The organism is Marinomonas posidonica IVIA-Po-181 (assembly GCF_000214215.1).
Taxonomy (GTDB): Bacteria; Pseudomonadota; Gammaproteobacteria; order Pseudomonadales; family Marinomonadaceae; genus Marinomonas; species Marinomonas posidonica.
On the sequence record NC_015559.1, the window covers coordinates 2274321 to 2295192 of the forward strand.

The following is a 20872-nucleotide window of genomic DNA, read 5'->3' on the forward strand; positions in this document are numbered from 1 at the left end:
CTTTCAAAGGAATAAAGACATGACACCATATCAGTCTGGCATCATCGCAGAACCCTCTAGCGATGCGTTTTTTATCACCCTAAACGTCAAACGCTCACTGATTTCTGAATTCAAAAACGCACTAGCCGCCATTCCTGAGCTGGTGAGCAAAGTCCAAGCAGAGTTCGCCGATGCCGAATTACATGCTGCAGTAGGTTTCAGCAAACTCATTTGGTCAGAACTGGACATCAAACAACCACTAGAATTGGATCTCTTCCCATCCCTAAAAGGCCCAGAGACAGAGATTTCACCAACCGATGTCGATTTGGTTTTACACATACGCTCAATGCGTCATGACGCCAGCTTTCAACTCTCTCAAAACCTGTTCAATCTATTTAGTGATTGTGTTGAGCTGGTCGAAGAAGTTCAATGTTTCCTTTACAAAGACAGTCGTGACCTAACGGGCTTTGTCGACGGCACCGAAAACCCGCAGGGAGAGCAACGCAAGGCCGTTGCGTTAGTCGGAGATGAGGATGCACATTATCGTCATGGCTCTTATTTCAACTTGATGCGCTTTTCACATAACCTAGCCAAGTGGCATAAAAAAGATTTAAAAACCCAAGAAGACGTTTATGGTCGCACAAAAGTAGATAACGAAGAGTACCCATCTGCTGAAAAATCACCACATGCCCATACAAAACGCACTTCATTAAAAGACCAGCACGGCAAATCCATTGAAATTCTTCGCCAAAGCATGCCATACGGCAACTTAACCGATCAGGGCTTAATGTTTGCGAGTTATGGCAAGAGTCCAAGCCACTTTAATCTCATGCTAGAAAGCATGATCATGGGTGACGAACAAGGTCACACAGATCATCTAATGAAATACACCACAGCCAAAACGGCTCAAGCGTTCTTTATGCCACCTAACAGCTGGTTTAGTAAATTCCAGCAATGACATAAAGACAGCACGGTAAAACAACAGAATTTAGATCCGCCAAAACCAAAAAAGCCACTTCATCGAAGTGGCTTTTTACAGAACAGGAAGTCAGATCTCAATTAACGCTCAATATCAGCCTGAGTCGTCAGATAAGCCTGTTGAGACTGAGTACTCAAGCTAGCCTGATTCTGACTCAAATAACGCTCGTAGGCTTGCTGCTGCTCGTCAGTGACAGGATCACTACCGACAGCTACTTTATTTAAGCGAATCAAAGCGATATCACCATTCGACATGTCTTTAATGTCGGTTACAGAACCTTGCTCTGGGTGCGGCAAAGAGAAAGCCAATGAAGTGACTTCATCTTGTCCACGCTTGGCATTTTCAACATTTGTCCATTGTGTTGCTGAAGAAGTCTTTGCGGCAAGGGCTTTTTCTTTCAACGATACCTGCGCCTTGTCTTGAATGACAATAGACGCTACTTGGTCCTTCACGTCGTCAAAGCTCTGCACTGACTCTGGTTGATGATCATTCAAATGAATCACAACAACTTCGTCGTCATTCAACTCAATTAGATCACTATTTTGACCATCTTCTAACACCGAGGCACCAAACGCAGCCGCAATCACAGCCGCATTAGCCGTGACGTCATCCGTACCACCTTGACGATCAAAGTAAGCACTCTGCAACACATCCACACCGTACTCTTTAGCAATGCCTTGTAGATCATCGCTCGCATAGGCCAAATCGGTAATGTCTTCATGAGCGGTTAGTAACGCATCACGCGTTTTGTCCGCCATCAATTTTTCGGTCAGTTGCGCTTTTTCAGAGTCAAAACTAGGCACATCAACTTTGGACACGTCATCCAATTGAATAAGATGGATACCATAGTCCGTTTTAGCTTCTTTCACATCGCCCTGCTGCATAGAAAACAAGGTATTTTCAAAGGCTTCATCCATTGAGCCTTTCTCGATGTAGCCTAGGTAACCGCCATCATTTTTTGAACCAATGTCATCTGAATATTCAGCGGCTAAACTAGCAAAGCTCTCACCTGACGCCAACTTCCCTTCCACTTCTTTTGCAATAGCTTGCGCTTCATCTTGCGAACGATCAGAGGTTTCAATCAGGATATGGGAAGCTGAACGCTCTTCCGGTGCCGTTTCCGCAACCAAGGCTTGATAGGCATTTTGCAACTCAGCATCCGTCACGTTAACCTTATTTGCAAAATCGTCACTGGATACCACAACATAGTCAACTTTCACCTGCTCAGGTGTTTTAAAGCCTTCTTTATGCTCATCATAGTAAGCCTGTAACTCTGCGTCCGTTGCACTGGTTTGCTCAGATTCATCCGCCAAGGAAAAAGCAACATAATCATAGCTACGAACTTGAGATTGTAAATTCGTCACTACATCTGTCTGATAGGGCAATACAAACTCTGAACCCGCGATGGCATTACGTGGCTGCTGGATTAAGACATCTTGCTTAATACGCTCTTTGAACGCCAATGGTGTAAAACCTAAAGAACGAAGAAAATTCAGATACTTAGTTTGATCGAATTGTCCGTTTGTTTGAAATTGTTCAGCTTGCAACAAGTAGGTATTTACCTGCTCATCCGATATCCCCAAACCAAGCACATCAGCTTGATTGGCTAACACAGCGCGCTGAATCAGCTCATCCAAAGCGCGACGCTGTAATAAATTGTCTTCCAACAAAGCTGGATTAATTTGACTTCCCATCATAGAAATCAATTGACGGCGTTGTGTTTCTGCACCCTGTAGCATTTGCGTACGGGTGATTTCTACCCCATCTACCTCAGCGACTTTATCAGATGAATTAAAACTCGTAACCAAGGCGTCAACGCCAAATAGAGCAAAAGTCACGACGATAAAACCAACAATGATCTTGACAACAATGCCTTGTGACTTATCTCTGATATCTTGGAGCATTACTGCCTCCACATGAAATTAATAAATTACCCAATAAAAAAGGTGTATTCCGCTTGGAATACACCTTTTTGTATCTAATGGCGGAACAGACGGGACTCGAACCCGCGACCCCCTGCGTGACAGGCAGGTATTCTAACCAACTGAACTACTGCTCCAAATGCATTAGTTTACAGCGTCTTTTAGACCTTTGCCGGCTTTAAAGCCAGGAACCTTAGCGGCTTTAATTTGGATTTCCGCACCAGTTTGAGGGTTGCGGCCAGTGCGTGCGGCACGTTCTTTAACAGCAAAAGTACCAAAACCTACAAGTGTTACCTGGTCACCTTTTGCCAAAGCCGTTTCAATTGCTTTTAAAGTAGCGTCAAGAGCATTGCTCGCAGAAGCTTTAGATAAATCAGCAGACGCTGCAATAGCATCAATCAATTCAGATTTGTTCACGTTGTACCCCTTCAGTATTATCGTGGTTCCTTAGTTTTAATTCGGCGCAGTATAGACATGCCAACCGACAAGGCCGAGCGAGCAGTTATACAAGCCTAACCTACTCCCTGTCAACACAGGATGGATCTAATGATGACTTACAGACTCTTGTTCATCAACAGTTTTTTCACTCGAAGGTAATGTTTCTACCTTTTTTGGTGAAGGAATATACTCTAAAGCAATATCTAGTACTTCATCAATCCATTTTACTGGGATAACGTCAATATCAGCTTTGATATTGTCTGGGATCTCCTTCAAGTCACGGCTATTTTCTTGTGGAATTATCACTGTTTTAATGCCACCTCTATGAGCCGCCAGAAGCTTCTCTTTCAACCCACCTATAGGTAGGACCTCTCCGCGCAGCGTAATCTCCCCTGTCATCGCCACAGAAGCTTTAACAGGCACTTTTGCAAGCACCGACACAATAGCCGTACACATTGCCACACCTGCACTTGGCCCATCCTTTGGTGTCGCCCCTTCTGGCACGTGTAAATGCAGGTCAACTTTCTCGTGAAAATCCTCATCAATTCCTAAGCCAGATGCTCGACTTCGCACCACGGTTAAAGCCGCTTGAATGGATTCTTGCATCACATCACCAAGAGAACCTGTTTTCACATGACGACCTTTACCAGCCACACCCGCCGCTTCAATGGTCAATAATTCACCACCAACAGACGTCCACGCCAAACCAGTCACCTGACCAATTTGATTTTTTTCTTCTGCTTTGCCATAGCTGAACTTGTGAACACCAGAAAAATCTTCTAGATTTTCACTCGTAACAGAAACCGCTTCTGGTTTTTTCGCTTTCGCCAAGGCTTGTTTTTTCACGACGCGACGACAGATTTTACTGATTTCACGCTCTAAGCCACGCACACCAGCTTCTTTGGTGTAGTAACGAATCACATCCATCAAAGCCTCGTCCGTGATGTCAATTTCATTGGCCTTCAAACCAGCTAACTTCACCTGTTTCGGCAACAAATAACGTTTAGCAATATTCAGCTTCTCATCTTCGGTATAACCTGGGATACGAATCACTTCCATACGATCCAACAAAGGACCCGGAATGTTCATGCTATTAGACGTACAGATAAACATCACATCGGACAAATCATAATCCACTTCAAGGTAGTGATCGTTAAAGGTATGATTCTGTTCCGGATCAAGCACTTCCAACAAAGCAGAGGCCGGATCACCACGCTGATCCATGCCCATTTTGTCGATTTCATCTAATAGGAAAAGTGGGTTTTTCACCTTTACCTTGGTCAGCTTCTGTAGCAATTTACCCGGCATAGAGCCGATGTAAGTACGACGGTGACCACGAATCTCAGCCTCATCACGCACGCCGCCTAAAGCCATACGAACGTATTTACGATTAACCGCTTTCGCAATCGATTGACCTAATGAGGTTTTACCCACACCCGGCGGCCCAACCAAACACAACACAGGGCCTTTTACTTTTTTCACTCGTTGCTGCACCGCCAAAAACTCAAGAATGCGCTCTTTCACATCTTGCAAACCATAATGATCCTGGTTCAATACTTTTTCGGCATAAGCCAAATCATTACGAACTTTACTGCGTTTTCTCCAAGGCAGTGACACCAACCAATCAATGTAACCACGCACCACCGTCGCTTCCGCAGACATAGGCGACATCATGCGCAACTTTTTCAGCTCCGCTTCCGCTTTGTCTTTGGCCTCATCTGTCATGCCAACTTCCACGATTTTTTCCTGCAGCAAATCCAGTTCATTGCTACCGTCTTCCATATCACCAAGCTCTTTTTGAATAGCCTTCATTTGCTCATTCAAATAGTATTCTCGCTGACTTTTCTCCATCTGCTTCTTAACACGGCTACGAATGTTCTTTTCCAGATGAGCAATGTCCAGTTCACCATCCATTAAACCAATCAAATACTCACCGCGACCCACTAGAGAATCAACTTCGAGCACTTTTTGCTTGTCTTCTAACTTCAAGCTCATATGACCAGTAATATTATCGATCAATTTAGCCAAATCATCGATGGACTTAAGAGACGCCACCACTTCAGATGGAATACGTTTGCTGCCAGCAACGTATTCATCCAATTGTTTTAATAACGCACTTCGGATCACGTCAAACTCGGCCTGATCCTCTTCAATTTGCTCTAACTCTGTCACTTCACCTAGAACAAATTCAGCCTCATCCTTCATTGACTCAAGACGCGCCCGCTTAACCCCTTCTACCAAGACTTTGACCGTGCCATCAGGAAGGCGCAAAAGCTGCATTATCTTCGCAGTGGTACCAATTGAATAAAGGTCTTCCGTAGTAGGATCATCTTTTGAAGCGTCTTGCTGAGCCACAAGAAAAACATGCTTATCCCCTTCCATCGCGGACTCAAGCGCAGCAATTGACTTAGCGCGACCAACAAATAACGGCAGTACCATGTGGGGATAAACCACTACATCACGTAACGGCAACATTGGAAGAAGCAAAGAATCTGACATATAAATTTCCAATTTGGGCGCATTAACAAAAGGCGCACTTACTATCTATTAAATTGAGGATTAAGAAAGAGATAAGGGCAAAGCAGAAAAATACAAGCACTTATATTCATTCAATTTAGCTTAGATCGGCATTAAAAGCGAAAAACAAAAAAGCCGAGATTAAGAAATACTTAAACTCGGCTTTTTATAACAGGCAAGGAAACTAGGCGTTTTTCGCCACGTCTTCCTTCTCAATCACCATCAAGGGCGCAGATTCACCACGAATAGACGGTGCATCCATCACTACCTTAACCACATCTTGTCGTGTTGGCAGATCATACATGCAGTCCAACAAAGCGGACTCCAAAATGCTGCGCAAACCACGCGCCCCCGTCTTACGCTCTAGCGCTAACGACGCAGCCTCTAACAAGGATTCCGGCGTAAACTCTAACGCCACACCCTCTAATTCGAACAGGTGTTGATACTGTTTCACCAAAGCATTTTTAGGCTCACTCAGAATCGTAACAAGCGCTTCTTGATCCAGTTCAGACAAAGTCGCCACGACAGGCAAGCGGCCAACAAATTCAGGAATCAAACCGAATTTTACCAAGTCTTCCGTCTCAACATTGTGAACCGTTTCAGAGAAAGACTTACCCTCATCTTTACTCTTCACTTTGGCAGAGAAACCAATACTACTTTTCTCAGTTCGCTCACCAATCACACGCTCAAGACCCGCAAAAGCCCCGCCACAAATGAACAAGATGTTAGAGGTATCTACTTGCAAAAACTCTTGTTGCGGATGCTTACGACCACCTTGAGGCGGAACCGATGCAACCGTACCCTCAATCAATTTCAACAACGCCTGCTGAACACCTTCACCAGATACGTCACGAGTAATCGAAGGATTGTCTGACTTTCGAGAAATCTTATCGATTTCATCAATGTAAACAATACCACGCTGGGCTTTCTCAACATCGTAGTCACAATTCTGCAGGAGCTTTTGAATGATGTTTTCAACATCTTCACCCACGTAACCCGCTTCAGTTAACGTGGTCGCATCAGCAATTGTAAAAGGCACATCCAATACACGCGCTAAAGTTTGCGCTAACAAGGTTTTACCACTACCCGTTGGACCGATCAGCAAGATATTACTCTTACCCAATTCAATACCAGAATCTGACTTACCTTGATGGCGTAGACGCTTGTAGTGATTGTAAACGGCTACCGCTAAAACTCGTTTTGCACGATCCTGACCAATAACATAATCATCAAGTGCCGTACTCAGTTTCATTGGTGTTGGCAACTCATCCTCAGAAATGGACTCACCATCCACCTGCGACAACTCTTGCGTAATGATGTTATTGCATAAATCGACACATTCATTGCAGATATAAACCGATGGACCAGCTATGAGCTTCTTAACTTCATCTTGGCTCTTGCCACAGAAAGAGCAATATAATAACCGATCGGAGTGGTCGCCACGGCTAAAATTATCATCCGACATTTATTCCACCCTTAAAAAATTAAACTGTACGTTTTTGTAAAATATCATCAATTAATCCGTACTCTTTTGCTGTTTCAGGATTCATAAAATTATCCCGATCAGTATCAACAGCAACCTGATCTATTGGCTTACCAGTATGGAATGAGATAATTTCATTAAGCTTATTCTTAATACTCAAGATTTCACGAGTATGGATCTCAATATCAGAAGCTTGTCCTTGATAGCCCCCTAAAGGCTGATGAATCATGACTCGAGAATTTGGCAGACAATAACGCTTACCCGCCGCACCTGCCGTTAGCAAGAGCGCCCCCATACTCGCCGCCTGACCAATACACATGGTACTCACATCTGGCTTAATGAACTGCATTGTATCATAAATAGACATGCCAGCCGTTACAGAACCGCCAGGAGAATTAATGTACAAGTGAATATCTTTATCTGGGTTCTCTGACTCTAAAAACAACAGCTGAGCCACCACTAGATTCGCCATGTGATCTTCGACCTGACCAACCAAAAAGATGACTCGCTCCTTCAGCAAGCGAGAATAAATATCGAAAGACCTTTCGCCACGAGCAGTTTGCTCAATAACCATAGGAACGAGGCCATTACTTGTAATTGCTACGGGGCCGGTAGTTGGGTTCGTCAAATTCATATCGCATTCCTTAAAACAAAAAAGTCGACATAACCTAAGCTATGTCGACCTTATTCAAAAAAGATAAGACAGAAGTCTTATGCTTCTTCTCCAGCCTCTTCAGCTTGAGCGTTTGGTTTGATAGCGTCTTCATAGCCCAAAGTTACTTCAGTTACTTGAGCGGATTCCAACAGTTTATCAACAACCTGCTCTTCAAGTACAGCAGATTGAACTTGAGCGAGTTGCTCTTTGTTCTTCAAGTAGAAGTCAATAACTTGCTGTGGCTCTTGATAAGCTTGAGCCATATCTTCCAAGAAAGCACGTACACGATCATCATCTACTTTGATATCATCTTTCTTGATTACTTCAGAAATCAACAAGCCAAGTTTAGCGCGTTTTTTCGCTTCGTCTTGGAACAACTCCGCTGGCAATTGAGAAGCATCAAAGCCCTCACCACCAAACTGCTGAGCCGCTTGCTTACGAAGAGCATCAACTTCTTGATCGATCAGAGCGGATGGTACTTCCACTTCATTGATCGAAGAAAGACCATCAAACAAAGCTGTTTTCAATTTTGCTTTTACCGCTTGGTTAAGCTCACGCTCCATATTCTTACGCACTTCAGCACGCAAAGCATCAAGCGTCGCTTCTTCTAGACCAAACTTCTCAACAAACTCATCATTCAGTTCTGGCAACGTTTGCTCAGCCACTTCTGATACTGTGATTTTAAATGTCGCTTCTTTACCTTTTAGGTTTTCCGCTTGGTAATCTTCAGGGAAGGTAACATTAATAGTACGCTCTTCACTGGCTTTAGCACCAAGGATGCCGGCTTCGAAACCAGGAATCATAGTATTAGAACCAAGGACCAGTTTATGCCCTTCAGCCGCGCCACCTTCAAAAGCTTCATCGCCTAGGTAACCTACGAAATCAATCGTCACTTGATCGCCATCAGCGGCTTCACGCTCAACCGCATCCCACTCTGCATTTTGCTTGCGCAACGTTTCTAGCATAGTGTCGACATCAGTATCGTTTACATCAGAAATAACACGCTCAACCTTGATTGCTGAGTTATCTGCTAGTTCAACTTCTGGATAAACTTCCACTTTAACAACAAACTCAAGATCAGCACCTTCAGCAAAATTCTTAGGCTCAATGGCAGGCATACCGGCTGGTTGAATGTCTTCTTTTTGAATCGCTTCAACATACGCATCACGCATGATTTGCTCTACAGCATCAATACGAATGCCTTGACCGTAACGTTTTTTAACAACACTTACTGGCACTTTACCTTTACGAAAACCATCAATACGAATTGTCTTCGCTGTTTTCGCCACTTCAGTATTTACTTTCTCGTCTACACGAGCTGCTGGAACAGTGATATTCAGTACGCGCTCAATTGGAGACGTTGTTTCTACAGAAACTTGCATAAAATTTCCTCTCGGGAACTTGCTTTAATTTGTTGGTTTCGATCTGACCTGAAAGGTCACTCATGTAATACAGCCAACAAAACCTAAACTTATTAAAGTAATGGGCTGAAATGGCGCGCCTGAAGGGATTCGAACCCCTGACCGTCCGCTTAGAAGGCGGATGCTCTATCCGACTGAGCTACAGGCGCAATACTCATTACATTTCTTGTGGTGGGCTATTATAGGGATGGAATAGCAATCGTCAACCGATAGACATAAAAAAGCCCAGTTAAACTGGGCTAAAATGACTATTTGTTACTAAGGAACCGAGAATAGTTAAACTCTACTACTCCGCAGCACAAATATCACAAAAGGAACAAGATGAATATTACTACTGACTGCACACAAATACAACCAAAATGCGCCAACAAATAGCACATTGCACTCTTCTTGTGCATTGTGCATAAATCCCCACACTATTACCTAGCCACTCGGCCTATGCTATCGTATTACCCCTCTTTCTCACTGAGTGAAGCAAACAAATACAATGACCGATCGCATTTTGCACTTAGTTACCGTTTTCAAACGCTATGGGTTGCTGACCTTAAACCATTTTAAGACAAGTGCTTTATCGCAAAAAGCCGCTCAACTCACGCTATCAAGCTTATTAGCCGCCGTACCTATCATCACCATCATTCTCGGCATCCTTAGCTTTACCCCTACATTACAAACCATGCAGGCTCAACTCCTCAACTTCATTGAACTGCATCTGGCACCAGGCTCAAGTGAACAGGTTCTGCCATATTTAATCCAATTCTCTGAGCAGTCCAAGAAATTACCAATCGCGGGCCTAATCGCTCTTTTTATAACCGCGCTGTTATTGCTTAACAACTTTGAGTCAAGTGTTCAATCTATCTGGCAGATCCAGCAACGCCGAAAAATCAGAGAACGTCTGCTCACCTATTGGGCCATTCTAACCCTAGGCCCTATCTTATTTGCGACCACACTCAGCCTTTACGGCACATTAATCTCATTAGAGTTTCAGCAAGATAACACGACCACTTGGCTTAACAACCTACTTGAACTGGGGAGCATGGTGTTATATTTCTTAATGTTACTTACGTTAAATTATCTGACCCCGAATGCAGAAGTATCCATCAAACTAGCCAGCATCGCCGCCCTATTTGGCAGCATCGGATTAGTAGTTCTCAACTATATTTTCAGTTCATTTGCGCAGTTTTTCACCAACTATCAAATTATTTATGGCGCCTTTGCAGCCTTGCCCATTTTCTTGATCTGGTTACAACTGTCTTGGCTCGTCGCTCTTGCTTCAATTTGCTTGTGTGCCACACTTCATAAGATTAAGACTTAGCATCTGGTCAAGTTTAATGTAAAATCGCGCCTATTTTTAAAAACAGAGCTAAAAATGACAAACACGATCGATCAACTCAACCTAATTTTAGACGAAGCAGATTGTCTAGTAGATGAGCATCAAATTGATGCAGCACTGGATAAAATGGCACAACAGATAACCACTGACTTGGGCGACAAGCTCCCTGTTGTATTGTGCGTTATGAATGGCGGCTTAATCCCTACGGCTGCGCTTATCGAGCGTTTAAACTTCCCTCTTGAGTTAGATTACATTCATGCCACTCGCTACGGCATGGAAACGGAAGGCACTAGCCTAAATTGGTTGAGCTACCCTAAGACAAATCTAAAGGGACGTCACATTTTAGTGGTTGACGATATTTTCGACCAAGGCCACACACTGCAAGCCATCAGCAAGTGGCTTGAAGAGCAAGAAAGCAGCGCCGTTTACACTGCTACTGTGATCAACAAATTACATGACCGCAAAACGGACATGACACCTGATTACATTGGTGCAGATGTTGTTGATCGATTCCTATTCGGTTATGGCATGGACTACAAAGGCTACTTCCGCAACCTGAAAGGCATTTACGCGGTTAAAGACAGCTAAATCCACTGACATTAAACCTGCCCCGTTTAAAGACGGGACTCCGGGAGTCAACTAACAAAAAAGGCGCTTTGCAATGCAAAGCGCCTTTTTTAAAACTGCCATTTATGCGAACAACTTAAAAGACTCGGTTAAAACCATTCAAGGCCGCCACTCGATACGCTTCCGCCATCGTAGGATAGTTGAAAGTCGTATTTAAGAAGTACTTTAAGGTATTTTGTTCGCCAGGCTGTTTCATAATAGCCTGACCGATGTGAACAATCTCAGACGCTTGGTCACCAAAACAGTGAATTCCCAACAACTCCAGCGACTCACGATGGAACAATATTTTCAGCATCCCTACCGCTTCACCAGTAATCTGGGCTCGAGCCGTGTTTTTAAAGAAAGCACGACCCACTTCGTAAGGCACTTTTTCAGCCGTCAATTCAGCCTCGGTTTTCCCCACTGAACTGATTTCTGGAATCGTGTAGATACCCGTCGGCACCTCACTGATAAACTCACCACCAGGCATACCCAGCATATTCGCTGCAGCCGCCCGACCTTGATCATAAGCCGCACTAGCCAAACTCGGCCAACCAATGACATCCCCCACCGCATAGACATTTTCAACTTGCGTTTGGTAAGTATCATTCACCGCTAACTGACCACGACTATTCACATCTAAACCAATAGAATCTAGCCCCAAATTATCGGTATTTCCTGAACGACCATTACAGAACAACAAAGCATCTGCACGCAATTTCTTACCAGACGCCATGTGCATCACGACACCACGCTCCGTTGTCTCAACCGAATCATAGGTTTCGTTATGACGAATCAATACACCGCCATCACGCAAGTGATAGCTCAACGCATCAGTAATCTCATCATCTAAGAAGCTTAACAGCTTCTTAGCTGGGTTGATCAATTCAACACGCACACCCAAACCACAGAAGATAGAAGCATATTCACAACCGATAACACCTGCACCGTAAATAATCAATGAGCGTGGCGTATGATTCAAACTTAAGATTGTGTCAGAACAGTAAATACGAGGATGTGAAAAATCAATGTCCGCTGGACGATAAGGACGAGATCCTGTCGCAATCACCACTTGCTTAGCAACCAATAATTCTGGCCCACGCTCATAGGTGTTTACTTCAATAGTATTCGCGTCTTTGAACTTACCACGACCAAAGTAAATGTCGATACGGTTACGTGCATAGTATTCGGTGCGACCAACAACCTGCTTATCAATAACCTTGTTTGCTCGGTCCAACACTTTAGGGAAGGAGAACCAACGCGGCTCACCAATATCACGGAACATGGTATTCGTATTAAAGGCAATAATTTCTTTAACCGCATGACGCAAAGCTTTTGAAGGGATGGTCCCCAAATGCGTACAACTACCACCAACTTGCGAACTTGCCTCTATGACAGCGACTTTTTTACCTGCTTTCGCCGCACTCATGGCCGCGCCTTCACCCGCAGGTCCTGTACCCAGAACTACAACATCATAATGTCTCGTTGTCATAACACCCTCTATTTCGTTCAATTATTTAGATGCGTCGTAAAATACGTCATCTGAGACTTTCGCGGCGGCGGCTTTTTTCGTTTCTTTTTCGCATTTGCCTTTATCGCCACCACAAATATCACAAGCCACTTCCATTCCAAGTGCACTCATGCCACCACAAGAACCGGAAATAGGCTTACGCCCCATCAACACACCTACTGACATTGCAGTTACTACCAACAACATCGCAGCAAATACGATAATAGCTGTTAACATAACGCCTCCAAAAGCAAATAATTTTCCTAAGCCTAGTTCAAGTAAGGCTTAAACGCATCCGATGGACGCTCTTCAAAACCAAAATCTGTTTTCACCAATAAGTAAGCAGCAATACCATTCTGCTCAGCAAACTCAAGACCTTTTTCAGGTCCTAATACCGTAATGGCAGTGGCCAAACCATCTGCCATAGTGGTGGTTTTGTCTATTACAGTAACAGAAACCAAACGATGGGTAATGGGTTTGCCCGTTAAAGGATTAATCGTATGAGAATAGCGCACGCCATTTTTTTCAAAGTAATTACGATAGTCTCCTGACGTTGCTACAGCCATATTGTCTAGATCAATCACTCGCTCCGCCATTTCATGACCGCCAGCCGGGCTCTCGATGGCAATTCGCCACAGCGTACCATCTGGTTTTTCACCTTTAGAGGCAATTTCACCACCCACTTCCACTAAAAAACTTTTAATACCCTTGTCTTGCAGAACTTGCGCAACCGCATCAACACCATAACCCTTAGCTATCGAAGACAGATCCACATACAATTCTTTTTCTTTGGTAAGCTTACCACTCTCTAAAATCAAACTCTGATAACCCACTTTGGATTTTGCCGTTTCGATTTCAGCCTCGCTTGGCACCCTATCCTCACGATTTCCTGGACCAAAGCCCCACAGGTTAACCAAAGGACCAACGGTGACGTCATACTCACCTTTTGTCATCTGACTAATCAACAAAGCCTTATCAATGACATAGGCCATTTCATCACTGATCAGCAAAGACGAACCGGCTGGCATTTTATTGAATTCTGATAATTCAGAGCTCGGATCATAAGTCGACATCAACTCATTTACTCGCACCAACGCGGCATCCACATTCCCTTTTAAAGACCAAGGGTTTGAAATATCACTCGTGGTATAGAATTTTACCGTATAGGTGGTGCCCATAGTAGGGCCAGAGAAACTAACAAGCTCAGGGGTAAAAGAAGAACAGCGATAAACCACTGCTAACAGAATCACTACACACGTCGAAAATAGTATTTTTTTACGCATAACACATCTTTTTAGTTAGCAACAAAATAAAGACCCACCAAGTGGTGGGTCTTTATTCAGGCATTAGCCACCGAAATCATCCAACAAGATGTTTTCTTTCTCTACACCTAAATCTTCAAGCATCTTAATGACAGATGCATTCATCATTGGAGGCCCACACATGTAGAACTCACAATCTTCAGGTGCTGGGTGATCTTTCAGGTAATTTTCATACAAAACGTTATGAATAAAGCCTGTTTTACCTTCCCAGTTATCTTCTGGCTGAGGATCAGACAACGCCAAGTGCCACTCGAAGTTATCATTCTCTTCTTGCAACTTGTCGTACTCATCCATGTAGAAGGCTTCACGCATACTACGCGCACCATACCAGAAAGAGATCTTACGCTTAGACTCTAAGCGCTTAAGCTGATCAAAGATATGTGAACGCATTGGTGCCATACCAGCACCACCACCAACGAAGACCATTTCTGCATCAGTATCTTTCGCGAAGAATTCACCGAAAGGACCATATACTTTGATCTTATCACCTGGTTTCAAGCTAAAGACATAAGACGACATTTGACCCGGAGGTAAATCGTCTTTACCTGGAGGCGGCGAAGCAATACGGATATTAAATTTAACCAAGCCCTTCTCTTCTGGGTAGTTCGCCATAGAATAAGCACGAATAACCGTTTCGTCTACTTTAGAAGTAAATTTCCACAAGTTAAATTTATCCCAGTCACCACGGTACTCTTCTTCGATATCAAAATCTTTGTAGTGAACAGTGTGAGCTGGAGCTTCAAGCTGAACGTAACCACCGGCACGGAAGTCAACGTTTTCACCTTCAGGCAATTTCAAAGTAAGTTCTTTGATGAAAGTCGCTACGTTTGGATTGGACTCAACAGTACATTCCCACGCCTTAACACCGAACACTTCTTCCGGCACTTCTACATCCATATCTTGCTTAACAGACACCTGACAAGATAAACGTAAACCTTCTTTCTCTTCACGGCGAGTAAAGTGAGACTGCTCAGTGGATAGCATAGAACCACCACCGCTTGTCACCTTACACTTACACTGAGCGCAAGTACCACCGCCACCACAGGCAGAAGATAAGAAAATACCACTGTTTGCTAATGTTTGAAGCAGCTTACCGCCAGCTGGCGCCGTCACTTCTTTTTCACCATTGATGCGGATTGTAACGTCACCAGTACTCACCAAGCGAGCACGAGCAGCAAGGATGATTGCTACCAGTGCCAACACGATGGCAGTGAACATTACCACACCTAGAATAATTTCTAAGTTGACCATGTTAGTTAAACCCTATTCTTCGTTGTCCAACTGTGCGACAAATTAAAGCTGCACACCAGAAAATGACATAAAACCTAAGCTCATCAAACCAACAGTGATAAAGGTAATACCTAGACCACGTAGACCTGCAGGCACGTCTGAATACTTAAGTTTCTCCCGAATACCAGCTAGGGCTGCAATCGCAAGCGCCCAACCAACACCAGCACCCACACCATAAACAAGACTTTCACTGAAGTTATAGTCACGTTCAACCATGAAAAGTGACGCACCCATGATGGCACAGTTTACGGTAATTAGCGGTAAGAATACCCCTAAGGCGTTGTATAACGCTGGCATGTATTTATCCAACGTCATCTCTAGTATCTGAACAACCGCTGCAATAACACCGATGTAACTCAACAGACCCAAGAAGCTTAGATCAACACCAGGCAAACCAGCCCACTCTAGAGCGCCATCAACCAAGAGGTTGGTGTACAACAGGTTATTCAAAGGCACGGTAATGGCCAATACAACAATAACCGCAATGCCAAGACCTATGGCTGTTTCAACTTTTTTCGACAGCGCCAAAAAAGTACACATACCTAGGAAGAAGGCAAGGGCCATGTTTTCAACAAATACAGCCTTAACAAATAGACTAATTAAATGTTCCATTTATAGCGCCTCCTGTGCACGTGAGTTTGCCGCAATCTTAAACTCTGGCTCTTCAACTTGCTCTGTCTTGTAAGCACGCAAAGCCCAGATCACCAAACCAATCACAAAGAATGCACTTGGTGGCAGCAACATCAAACCGTTAGGCTGGTACCAACCACCATTTTGGACAGTGGCAAAGATCTCAACACCAAACAATTTGCCAGCACCTAATAGTTCACGGAAGAAGGCAACAACAATCAACATTGCACTGTAGCCAAGACCGTTACCGATACCATCAAGGAAACTCATGCCTGGGCCATTCTTCATAGCAAAGGCTTCAGCACGCCCCATTACGATACAGTTAGTAATGATCAAACCAACAAATACAGATAACTGTTTACTGATTTCAAAAGCAAAGGCTTTCAAAACCTGATCTACCACAATTACCAAAGACGCAATGATGATCATCTGTACAATGATACGGATGCTGTTAGGGATATGGTTTCGAATAATAGCAATAAAGAAGTTTGAAAAAGCCGTTACTAGGGTCAAAGCAATTGCCATAACCAAACTAACACTTAAACTGCTTGTTACTGCCAAAGCAGAACAAATACCCAAGATCTGCAACGCGATCGGGTTATTTGATAGGATTGGTCCAAAAAGGACACTTTTGACTTCAGACATTATTGAACTCCTTCGCTACGAAGATGAGACAAGAAAGGACCAAACCCTTCTTTACCCAACCAGTATTGAACAAGATGCGTGACACCACGACTCGTCAAAGTGGCACCAGACAATCCATCTACTTTATGAGATGCGTTCGGATCAGAGCTATCTACCCCACCTTTAGCCAGCGCAATAATCGCTTGACCTTGATCGTTGTAAACCTCTTTACCTTTCCATAGTGCTTTCCAGTTTGGATTATCAACTTCACCACCCAATCCAGGTGTTTCACCCTGATCGTAGAAGCCAAAACCAATCACGGTATTGAAGTCGTCTTCCAAGGCCATAAAGCCATACATAGTCGACCATAGGCCATAACCATGAACTGGAAGAATAATACGCTCAATATCATCGCCTGATTTCACCAAGTAAACGGAGGCAAAATTAGCACGTCGTTTAATGCCAGCAGGATCATTTTCACCAGACAAAGAAACAGAAAGACCTGGGTCTTTAGCGGCTACTTTTTGGTCAAATGTGTCAGGATTAATTCCTTCTGCTTGCAATTCTTCAGCCGTCGCAAACTCACCTGTTTGCAAGTCAACAATACGAGTTTCTACTGATGCAAAGATCTCATCAACTGATTTACCCTCTTGAAGCATACCCGCCGCAGACAAAATATTGCGCTTACGGTCTTCATCTTTGTTGGCATTCTGAATCGGCTTCAGTCCAACCGCCGCAGCGGCAACAAAAATCGAACAGACCAAGCATAATGAAAAGGCGACTAAAATGGTCTTTTTAATACTATCGTTACTGCTAGCCATTGCGTGCAATCCTCCGTTTAATGTTCGCCTGAACAACAAAGTGGTCAATAAATGGCGAGAACAAATTCGCAAACAAGATCGCCAACATCATACCTTCTGGGTACGCTGGGTTAACAACACGAATCAAGACAACCATCACACCGATCAAAGCACCGTAGAACCATTTGCCGCGATTTGTCATAGAGGCTGAGACAGGGTCCGTTGCCATGTACATCATACCAAACGCAAAACCGCCCAATACCAGATGCCAGTACCAAGGTGTAGCAAACATTGGATTGGAGTCAGAGCCGATGACATTAAACAAGGCCGACATAGCCACCATACCAAGCATAACACCCGCTACGATACGCCACGCAGCAATGCGCATGATCAACAAAGCACCACCACCGATCAAGATTGCCAACGTCGAGGTTTCACCCATTGAACCCTGAATAAAACCAAAGAAAGCATCAGACCAAGCGACTGTGACACCAGGTACACCACTTGCCGCTAGTTGGCTTAGTGCTGTTGCGCCGGAGAAACCGTCAACTGCTGTCCAAACCGCATCACCAGACATAGACGCTGGGTAAGCGAAGAACAAGAAAGCACGACCTGCAAGGGCTGGGTTCAAGAAGTTTTTACCGGTACCACCAAAGACCTCTTTCGCCAGTACCACACCGAAGGTAATACCCAAAGCAACTTGCCATAGCGGAATTGTCGCTGGCAGAGAAAGCGAAAACAGGATAGAGGTAACAAAGAAACCTTCGTTTACTTCGTGCTTACGCACTGAGGCAAACAAAACCTCCCAAAAACCACCCACAACAAAGGTAACAAGATACACTGGCAAGAAATGCATCGCACCATAAATCATGTTGTCCCAAATGCTGCCCGGATCATAGTTAGTTAGACCGCCGATTACGGCATGACGCCAAGTATCTGCAGCTGTAACCCCCATGGCTTCCATGGCTGTATTGGCTTGCAAACCTATGTTGTACATACCAAAGAACATAGCTGGGAAGGTACACATCCAAACCAGGATCATGATACGTTTCATATCAACCGCATCACGAACATGAGAACCATTTTTCGTTACAGAGCTTGGACGATAGAAAATAGTATCAACCGCTTCAAACAGCGCGTACCATTTTTCGTATTTACCACCTGAATGAAATTCAGGCTCGATTTTATCAAGTACTTTTCTAAGTCCCATGAATTAACCCTCTTTCTCTATTAGAGTTAGGCAATCACGAAGAATTGGACCGTACTCAAACTTACCTGAACAACTGTAAGTACATAACGCCAAATCTTCATCGTCTAACTCAAGCGCACCTAGCTTTTGAGCCTGCTCTGTGTCATTTACCACCAAAGCACGCAGCAATTGGGTTGGCAAAATGTCCATCGGAATCAAGCGTTCAAAATTACCAAGCGGCAACATAGTACGGTCACTACCATTGGTCGTCGTCGACATTTCAAATGATTTCTTGCCCGTCAACTTAGAGATAAACACGTTCATTAAAGAATGCTTCTCTACACCGGCTCGAAGGTAATGCATCATTTGGCGTTCACGACCTTCACGCAATACAGACACCTGGTGATGGTAACGACCTAAGAAAGCAAAAGGACCAAATGCATTACGTCCAGACAATACCGAACCAGAGATAACACGATTGTCATCGTCAGACATTTCGCCTGCGGTCAGTTGCTCAAGACTTGCACCAAGTTGGGTACGGATCAGACGAGGATTCTTAACCTGCGGTCCAGCTAATGCCACCACACGCTCAACACTCAGCTCACCAGTAACAAATAACTTACCGATGGCAATCACGTCTTGGTAATTAACAGACCAGACCGTTTTTTTGTCATTTACAGGATCAAGAAAGTGAATGTGTGTACCAGCAAGACCCGCTGGGTGAACACCAGAAAACTCTTCCACAGTCACATCAGACGTGGTTGGAATCTTAGCACCTGGCGCTTTACATACGAACACTTTACCTTCTGTCAAACGCGTCAATACCGTCAGACCATCAGCAAAGGCTTCCGCTTGTTCGGCTAATACCACTTCAGGATTCGCCGCCAATGGATTAGTGTCCATTGCCGTAACAAAGATAGAGCTCGGTGTCGTATCGATACCAGGAACTTTTGAGAAAGGGCGCGTACGGAACGCAGTCCATAATCCAGATTCAACAAGATTATCAACAACTTTACTACGCTCTAACGATTTTAATTCTGATCCTGAATAAGCCGCAAAGGTTTCGGATTCGTCACCTTCGACATTAATCAGGATAGATTGAAATACACGTCGCTCACCGCGGTTAACCGCAGCAATCGTACCAGAGGCTGGGGCAGTATACTTTACACCTTCCGTTTTTTTATCCGTAAAGATAACTTGCCCTTTCTTTACCTTATCCCCTTCCTGAACCAGCATGGTCGGTTTCATTCCATGATAGTCAGGACCGATCAAAGCAACCGTTTTTGCTGCTAACGTACTCTCAATCACTTGCTTGGGAGCACCAGAGATCGGAAGATCAAGGCCTTTTGTAATTTTATACATATGTTCTGCCCAACAATAAATTGAACACAAAAGCGTTATGTGTCATTGCTTGCACCCCCCTCCGGGAAAGCATGTACAAGCGTCTAGCTAACGTAAAGACAGCTAAAAACACAAACTCACTTCACCTAAAAACCGACGTATTATAATGATCATTGTCGACATTGACCAGCGTATCGCACCGCCTTTGAGCAGCAAGTTTGATCGAAAACTACGAGTTTTTACTCATTCGTCTATTTTCCGTACAAAAAATGTGCCTTTCTTGTTGGTTTATCACAACAAACTTTTTTAGCACCCTCTACTTTTCTGTAAACAAAGCAATCCTAAAGCCACTTTTTCCAGTATAGGAAAAAGCATTCTGATTGCTAAGTTGATATAGCAGAACGAAACCGCCACAATATCGCTTACTTATAAATAGTGGGCCCATCAAACAGGGAAGCAAATTTTATGATCAAACCTGATGCTCAGATTCATATTAACAATTTACGCCTGCGAACCTTTATTGGATTCAATGAATCCGAAAAAACCAACAAACAAGATGTCGTCATCAACGCTTGGATTCACTACCCTGCTGGCCAAGCTTACAACACCGACGATGTCGAAAATGCGGTAAATTACCGAACCATCTGTAAACAAATGATAGCCCACACTGAAAACAACCGCTTTTTATTACTGGAAAAACTCACTGCAGATTTGTTAGAGATTTGTATGTCGCCAAGTCATGTCACGTTTGCCAAGGTAGAAGTTGCCAAGCCACATGCCTTAAGATTTGCTGATTCCGTTTCCTTAACCCTCTCCGCCACTCGAGACCGATAGCC

At 43.9% G+C, this 20872-nt stretch carries 19 protein-coding genes and 2 tRNA genes; 4 read left to right on the top strand and 17 right to left on the bottom strand.

The genetic code is table 11. The features are described 5' to 3' along the window. The first annotated feature begins 19 nt into the window (after positions 1 to 19). The gene (locus MAR181_RS10645) at positions 20 to 937 is read left to right on the top strand and encodes a Dyp-type peroxidase (RefSeq protein ID WP_013796595.1); all 918 of its coding nucleotides are present in this window, start codon (positions 20 to 22) and stop codon (positions 935 to 937) included. Between the two features lie 101 nt (positions 938 to 1038). Here MAR181_RS10645 and MAR181_RS10650 read toward each other — a convergent pair whose 3' ends face one another. The 8 genes from MAR181_RS10650 to MAR181_RS10685 all read right to left on the bottom strand — a co-directional run bounded on the left by MAR181_RS10650 (position 1039) and on the right by MAR181_RS10685 (position 9543). Then, positions 1039 to 2862, bottom strand: coding sequence for a SurA N-terminal domain-containing protein (locus MAR181_RS10650; protein WP_013796596.1), 1824 nt, complete (start codon positions 2860 to 2862; stop codon positions 1039 to 1041). A gap of 78 nt (positions 2863 to 2940) precedes the next feature. After that, a tRNA-Asp gene (locus tag MAR181_RS10655) sits at positions 2941 to 3017 on the bottom strand. Positions 3018 to 3024: 7 nt separating this feature from the next. Beyond that, complete coding sequence (locus MAR181_RS10660; RefSeq protein ID WP_013796597.1) at positions 3025 to 3297, bottom strand: HU family DNA-binding protein; 273 nt, start codon at positions 3295 to 3297, stop codon at positions 3025 to 3027. A gap of 126 nt (positions 3298 to 3423) precedes the next feature. Next, complete coding sequence (gene lon, locus MAR181_RS10665; protein ID WP_013796598.1) at positions 3424 to 5817, bottom strand: endopeptidase La; 2394 nt, start codon at positions 5815 to 5817, stop codon at positions 3424 to 3426. 202 nt (positions 5818 to 6019) lie between these two features. Beyond that, positions 6020 to 7300, bottom strand: coding sequence for an ATP-dependent protease ATP-binding subunit ClpX (clpX, locus tag MAR181_RS10670; protein WP_013796599.1), 1281 nt, complete (start codon positions 7298 to 7300; stop codon positions 6020 to 6022). Positions 7301 to 7319: 19 nt separating this feature from the next. Beyond that, positions 7320 to 7952: an ATP-dependent Clp endopeptidase proteolytic subunit ClpP gene (clpP, locus tag MAR181_RS10675; protein WP_013796600.1), complete on the bottom strand. Its 633-nt coding sequence runs from the start codon at positions 7950 to 7952 to the stop codon at positions 7320 to 7322. A 77-nt stretch (positions 7953 to 8029) separates the two neighbouring features. Next, the gene (tig, locus tag MAR181_RS10680) at positions 8030 to 9355 is read right to left on the bottom strand and encodes a trigger factor (RefSeq protein ID WP_013796601.1); all 1326 of its coding nucleotides are present in this window, start codon (positions 9353 to 9355) and stop codon (positions 8030 to 8032) included. A 111-nt stretch (positions 9356 to 9466) separates the two neighbouring features. After that, positions 9467 to 9543, bottom strand: a tRNA-Arg gene (locus MAR181_RS10685). A 338-nt stretch (positions 9544 to 9881) separates the two neighbouring features. Here MAR181_RS10685 and MAR181_RS10690 point away from each other — a divergent pair. Both MAR181_RS10690 and MAR181_RS10695 read left to right on the top strand, forming a co-directional pair. After that, positions 9882 to 10706 carry a YihY family inner membrane protein gene (locus MAR181_RS10690; protein ID WP_013796602.1) on the top strand — a complete coding sequence of 275 codons (825 nt, stop codon included), beginning with the start codon at positions 9882 to 9884 and terminating at the stop codon, positions 10704 to 10706. A 54-nt stretch (positions 10707 to 10760) separates the two neighbouring features. Further along, on the top strand, positions 10761 to 11312 hold the full coding sequence (locus MAR181_RS10695; protein ID WP_013796603.1) for a hypoxanthine-guanine phosphoribosyltransferase: 552 nt from the start codon (positions 10761 to 10763) through the stop codon (positions 11310 to 11312). A gap of 115 nt (positions 11313 to 11427) precedes the next feature. On the opposite strand, the gene sthA is transcribed toward MAR181_RS10695, so the two are convergent. The 9 genes from sthA to MAR181_RS10740 form a co-directional block, all read right to left on the bottom strand. Next, a complete protein-coding gene (gene sthA, locus MAR181_RS10700) occupies positions 11428 to 12822 on the bottom strand; it encodes a Si-specific NAD(P)(+) transhydrogenase (protein ID WP_013796604.1) in 1395 nt (464 codons plus the stop codon). A 21-nt stretch (positions 12823 to 12843) separates the two neighbouring features. Next, positions 12844 to 13077, bottom strand: coding sequence for a (Na+)-NQR maturation NqrM (gene nqrM, locus MAR181_RS10705; protein ID WP_013796605.1), 234 nt, complete (start codon positions 13075 to 13077; stop codon positions 12844 to 12846). Positions 13078 to 13109: 32 nt separating this feature from the next. Beyond that, a complete protein-coding gene (locus tag MAR181_RS10710) occupies positions 13110 to 14123 on the bottom strand; it encodes an FAD:protein FMN transferase (protein WP_013796606.1) in 1014 nt (337 codons plus the stop codon). Positions 14124 to 14186: 63 nt separating this feature from the next. Continuing rightward, the gene (nqrF, locus tag MAR181_RS10715; protein ID WP_013796607.1) at positions 14187 to 15413 is read right to left on the bottom strand and encodes an NADH:ubiquinone reductase (Na(+)-transporting) subunit F; all 1227 of its coding nucleotides are present in this window, start codon (positions 15411 to 15413) and stop codon (positions 14187 to 14189) included. 42 nt (positions 15414 to 15455) lie between these two features. Further along, a complete protein-coding gene (gene nqrE / locus MAR181_RS10720) occupies positions 15456 to 16064 on the bottom strand; it encodes an NADH:ubiquinone reductase (Na(+)-transporting) subunit E (protein WP_013796608.1) in 609 nt (202 codons plus the stop codon). Then, complete coding sequence (locus MAR181_RS10725) at positions 16065 to 16727, bottom strand: NADH:ubiquinone reductase (Na(+)-transporting) subunit D (protein ID WP_013796609.1); 663 nt, start codon at positions 16725 to 16727, stop codon at positions 16065 to 16067. Continuing rightward, complete coding sequence (locus MAR181_RS10730) at positions 16727 to 17527, bottom strand: Na(+)-translocating NADH-quinone reductase subunit C (protein ID WP_013796610.1); 801 nt, start codon at positions 17525 to 17527, stop codon at positions 16727 to 16729. The genes MAR181_RS10725 and MAR181_RS10730 overlap by 1 nt, the downstream gene beginning before the upstream one ends. After that, a complete protein-coding gene (locus tag MAR181_RS10735; RefSeq protein ID WP_013796611.1) occupies positions 17520 to 18716 on the bottom strand; it encodes an NADH:ubiquinone reductase (Na(+)-transporting) subunit B in 1197 nt (398 codons plus the stop codon). Before MAR181_RS10735 ends, MAR181_RS10730 begins: the two co-directional genes overlap by 8 nt. Before the next feature lie 3 nt (positions 18717 to 18719). Next, a complete protein-coding gene (locus MAR181_RS10740) occupies positions 18720 to 20057 on the bottom strand; it encodes a Na(+)-translocating NADH-quinone reductase subunit A (protein WP_013796612.1) in 1338 nt (445 codons plus the stop codon). A 444-nt stretch (positions 20058 to 20501) separates the two neighbouring features. On the opposite strand from MAR181_RS10740, the gene folX reads away from it, so the two are divergent. Next, positions 20502 to 20870, top strand: coding sequence for a dihydroneopterin triphosphate 2'-epimerase (gene folX, locus MAR181_RS10745; RefSeq protein ID WP_013796613.1), 369 nt, complete (start codon positions 20502 to 20504; stop codon positions 20868 to 20870). Positions 20871 to 20872: the final 2 nt, after the last annotated feature.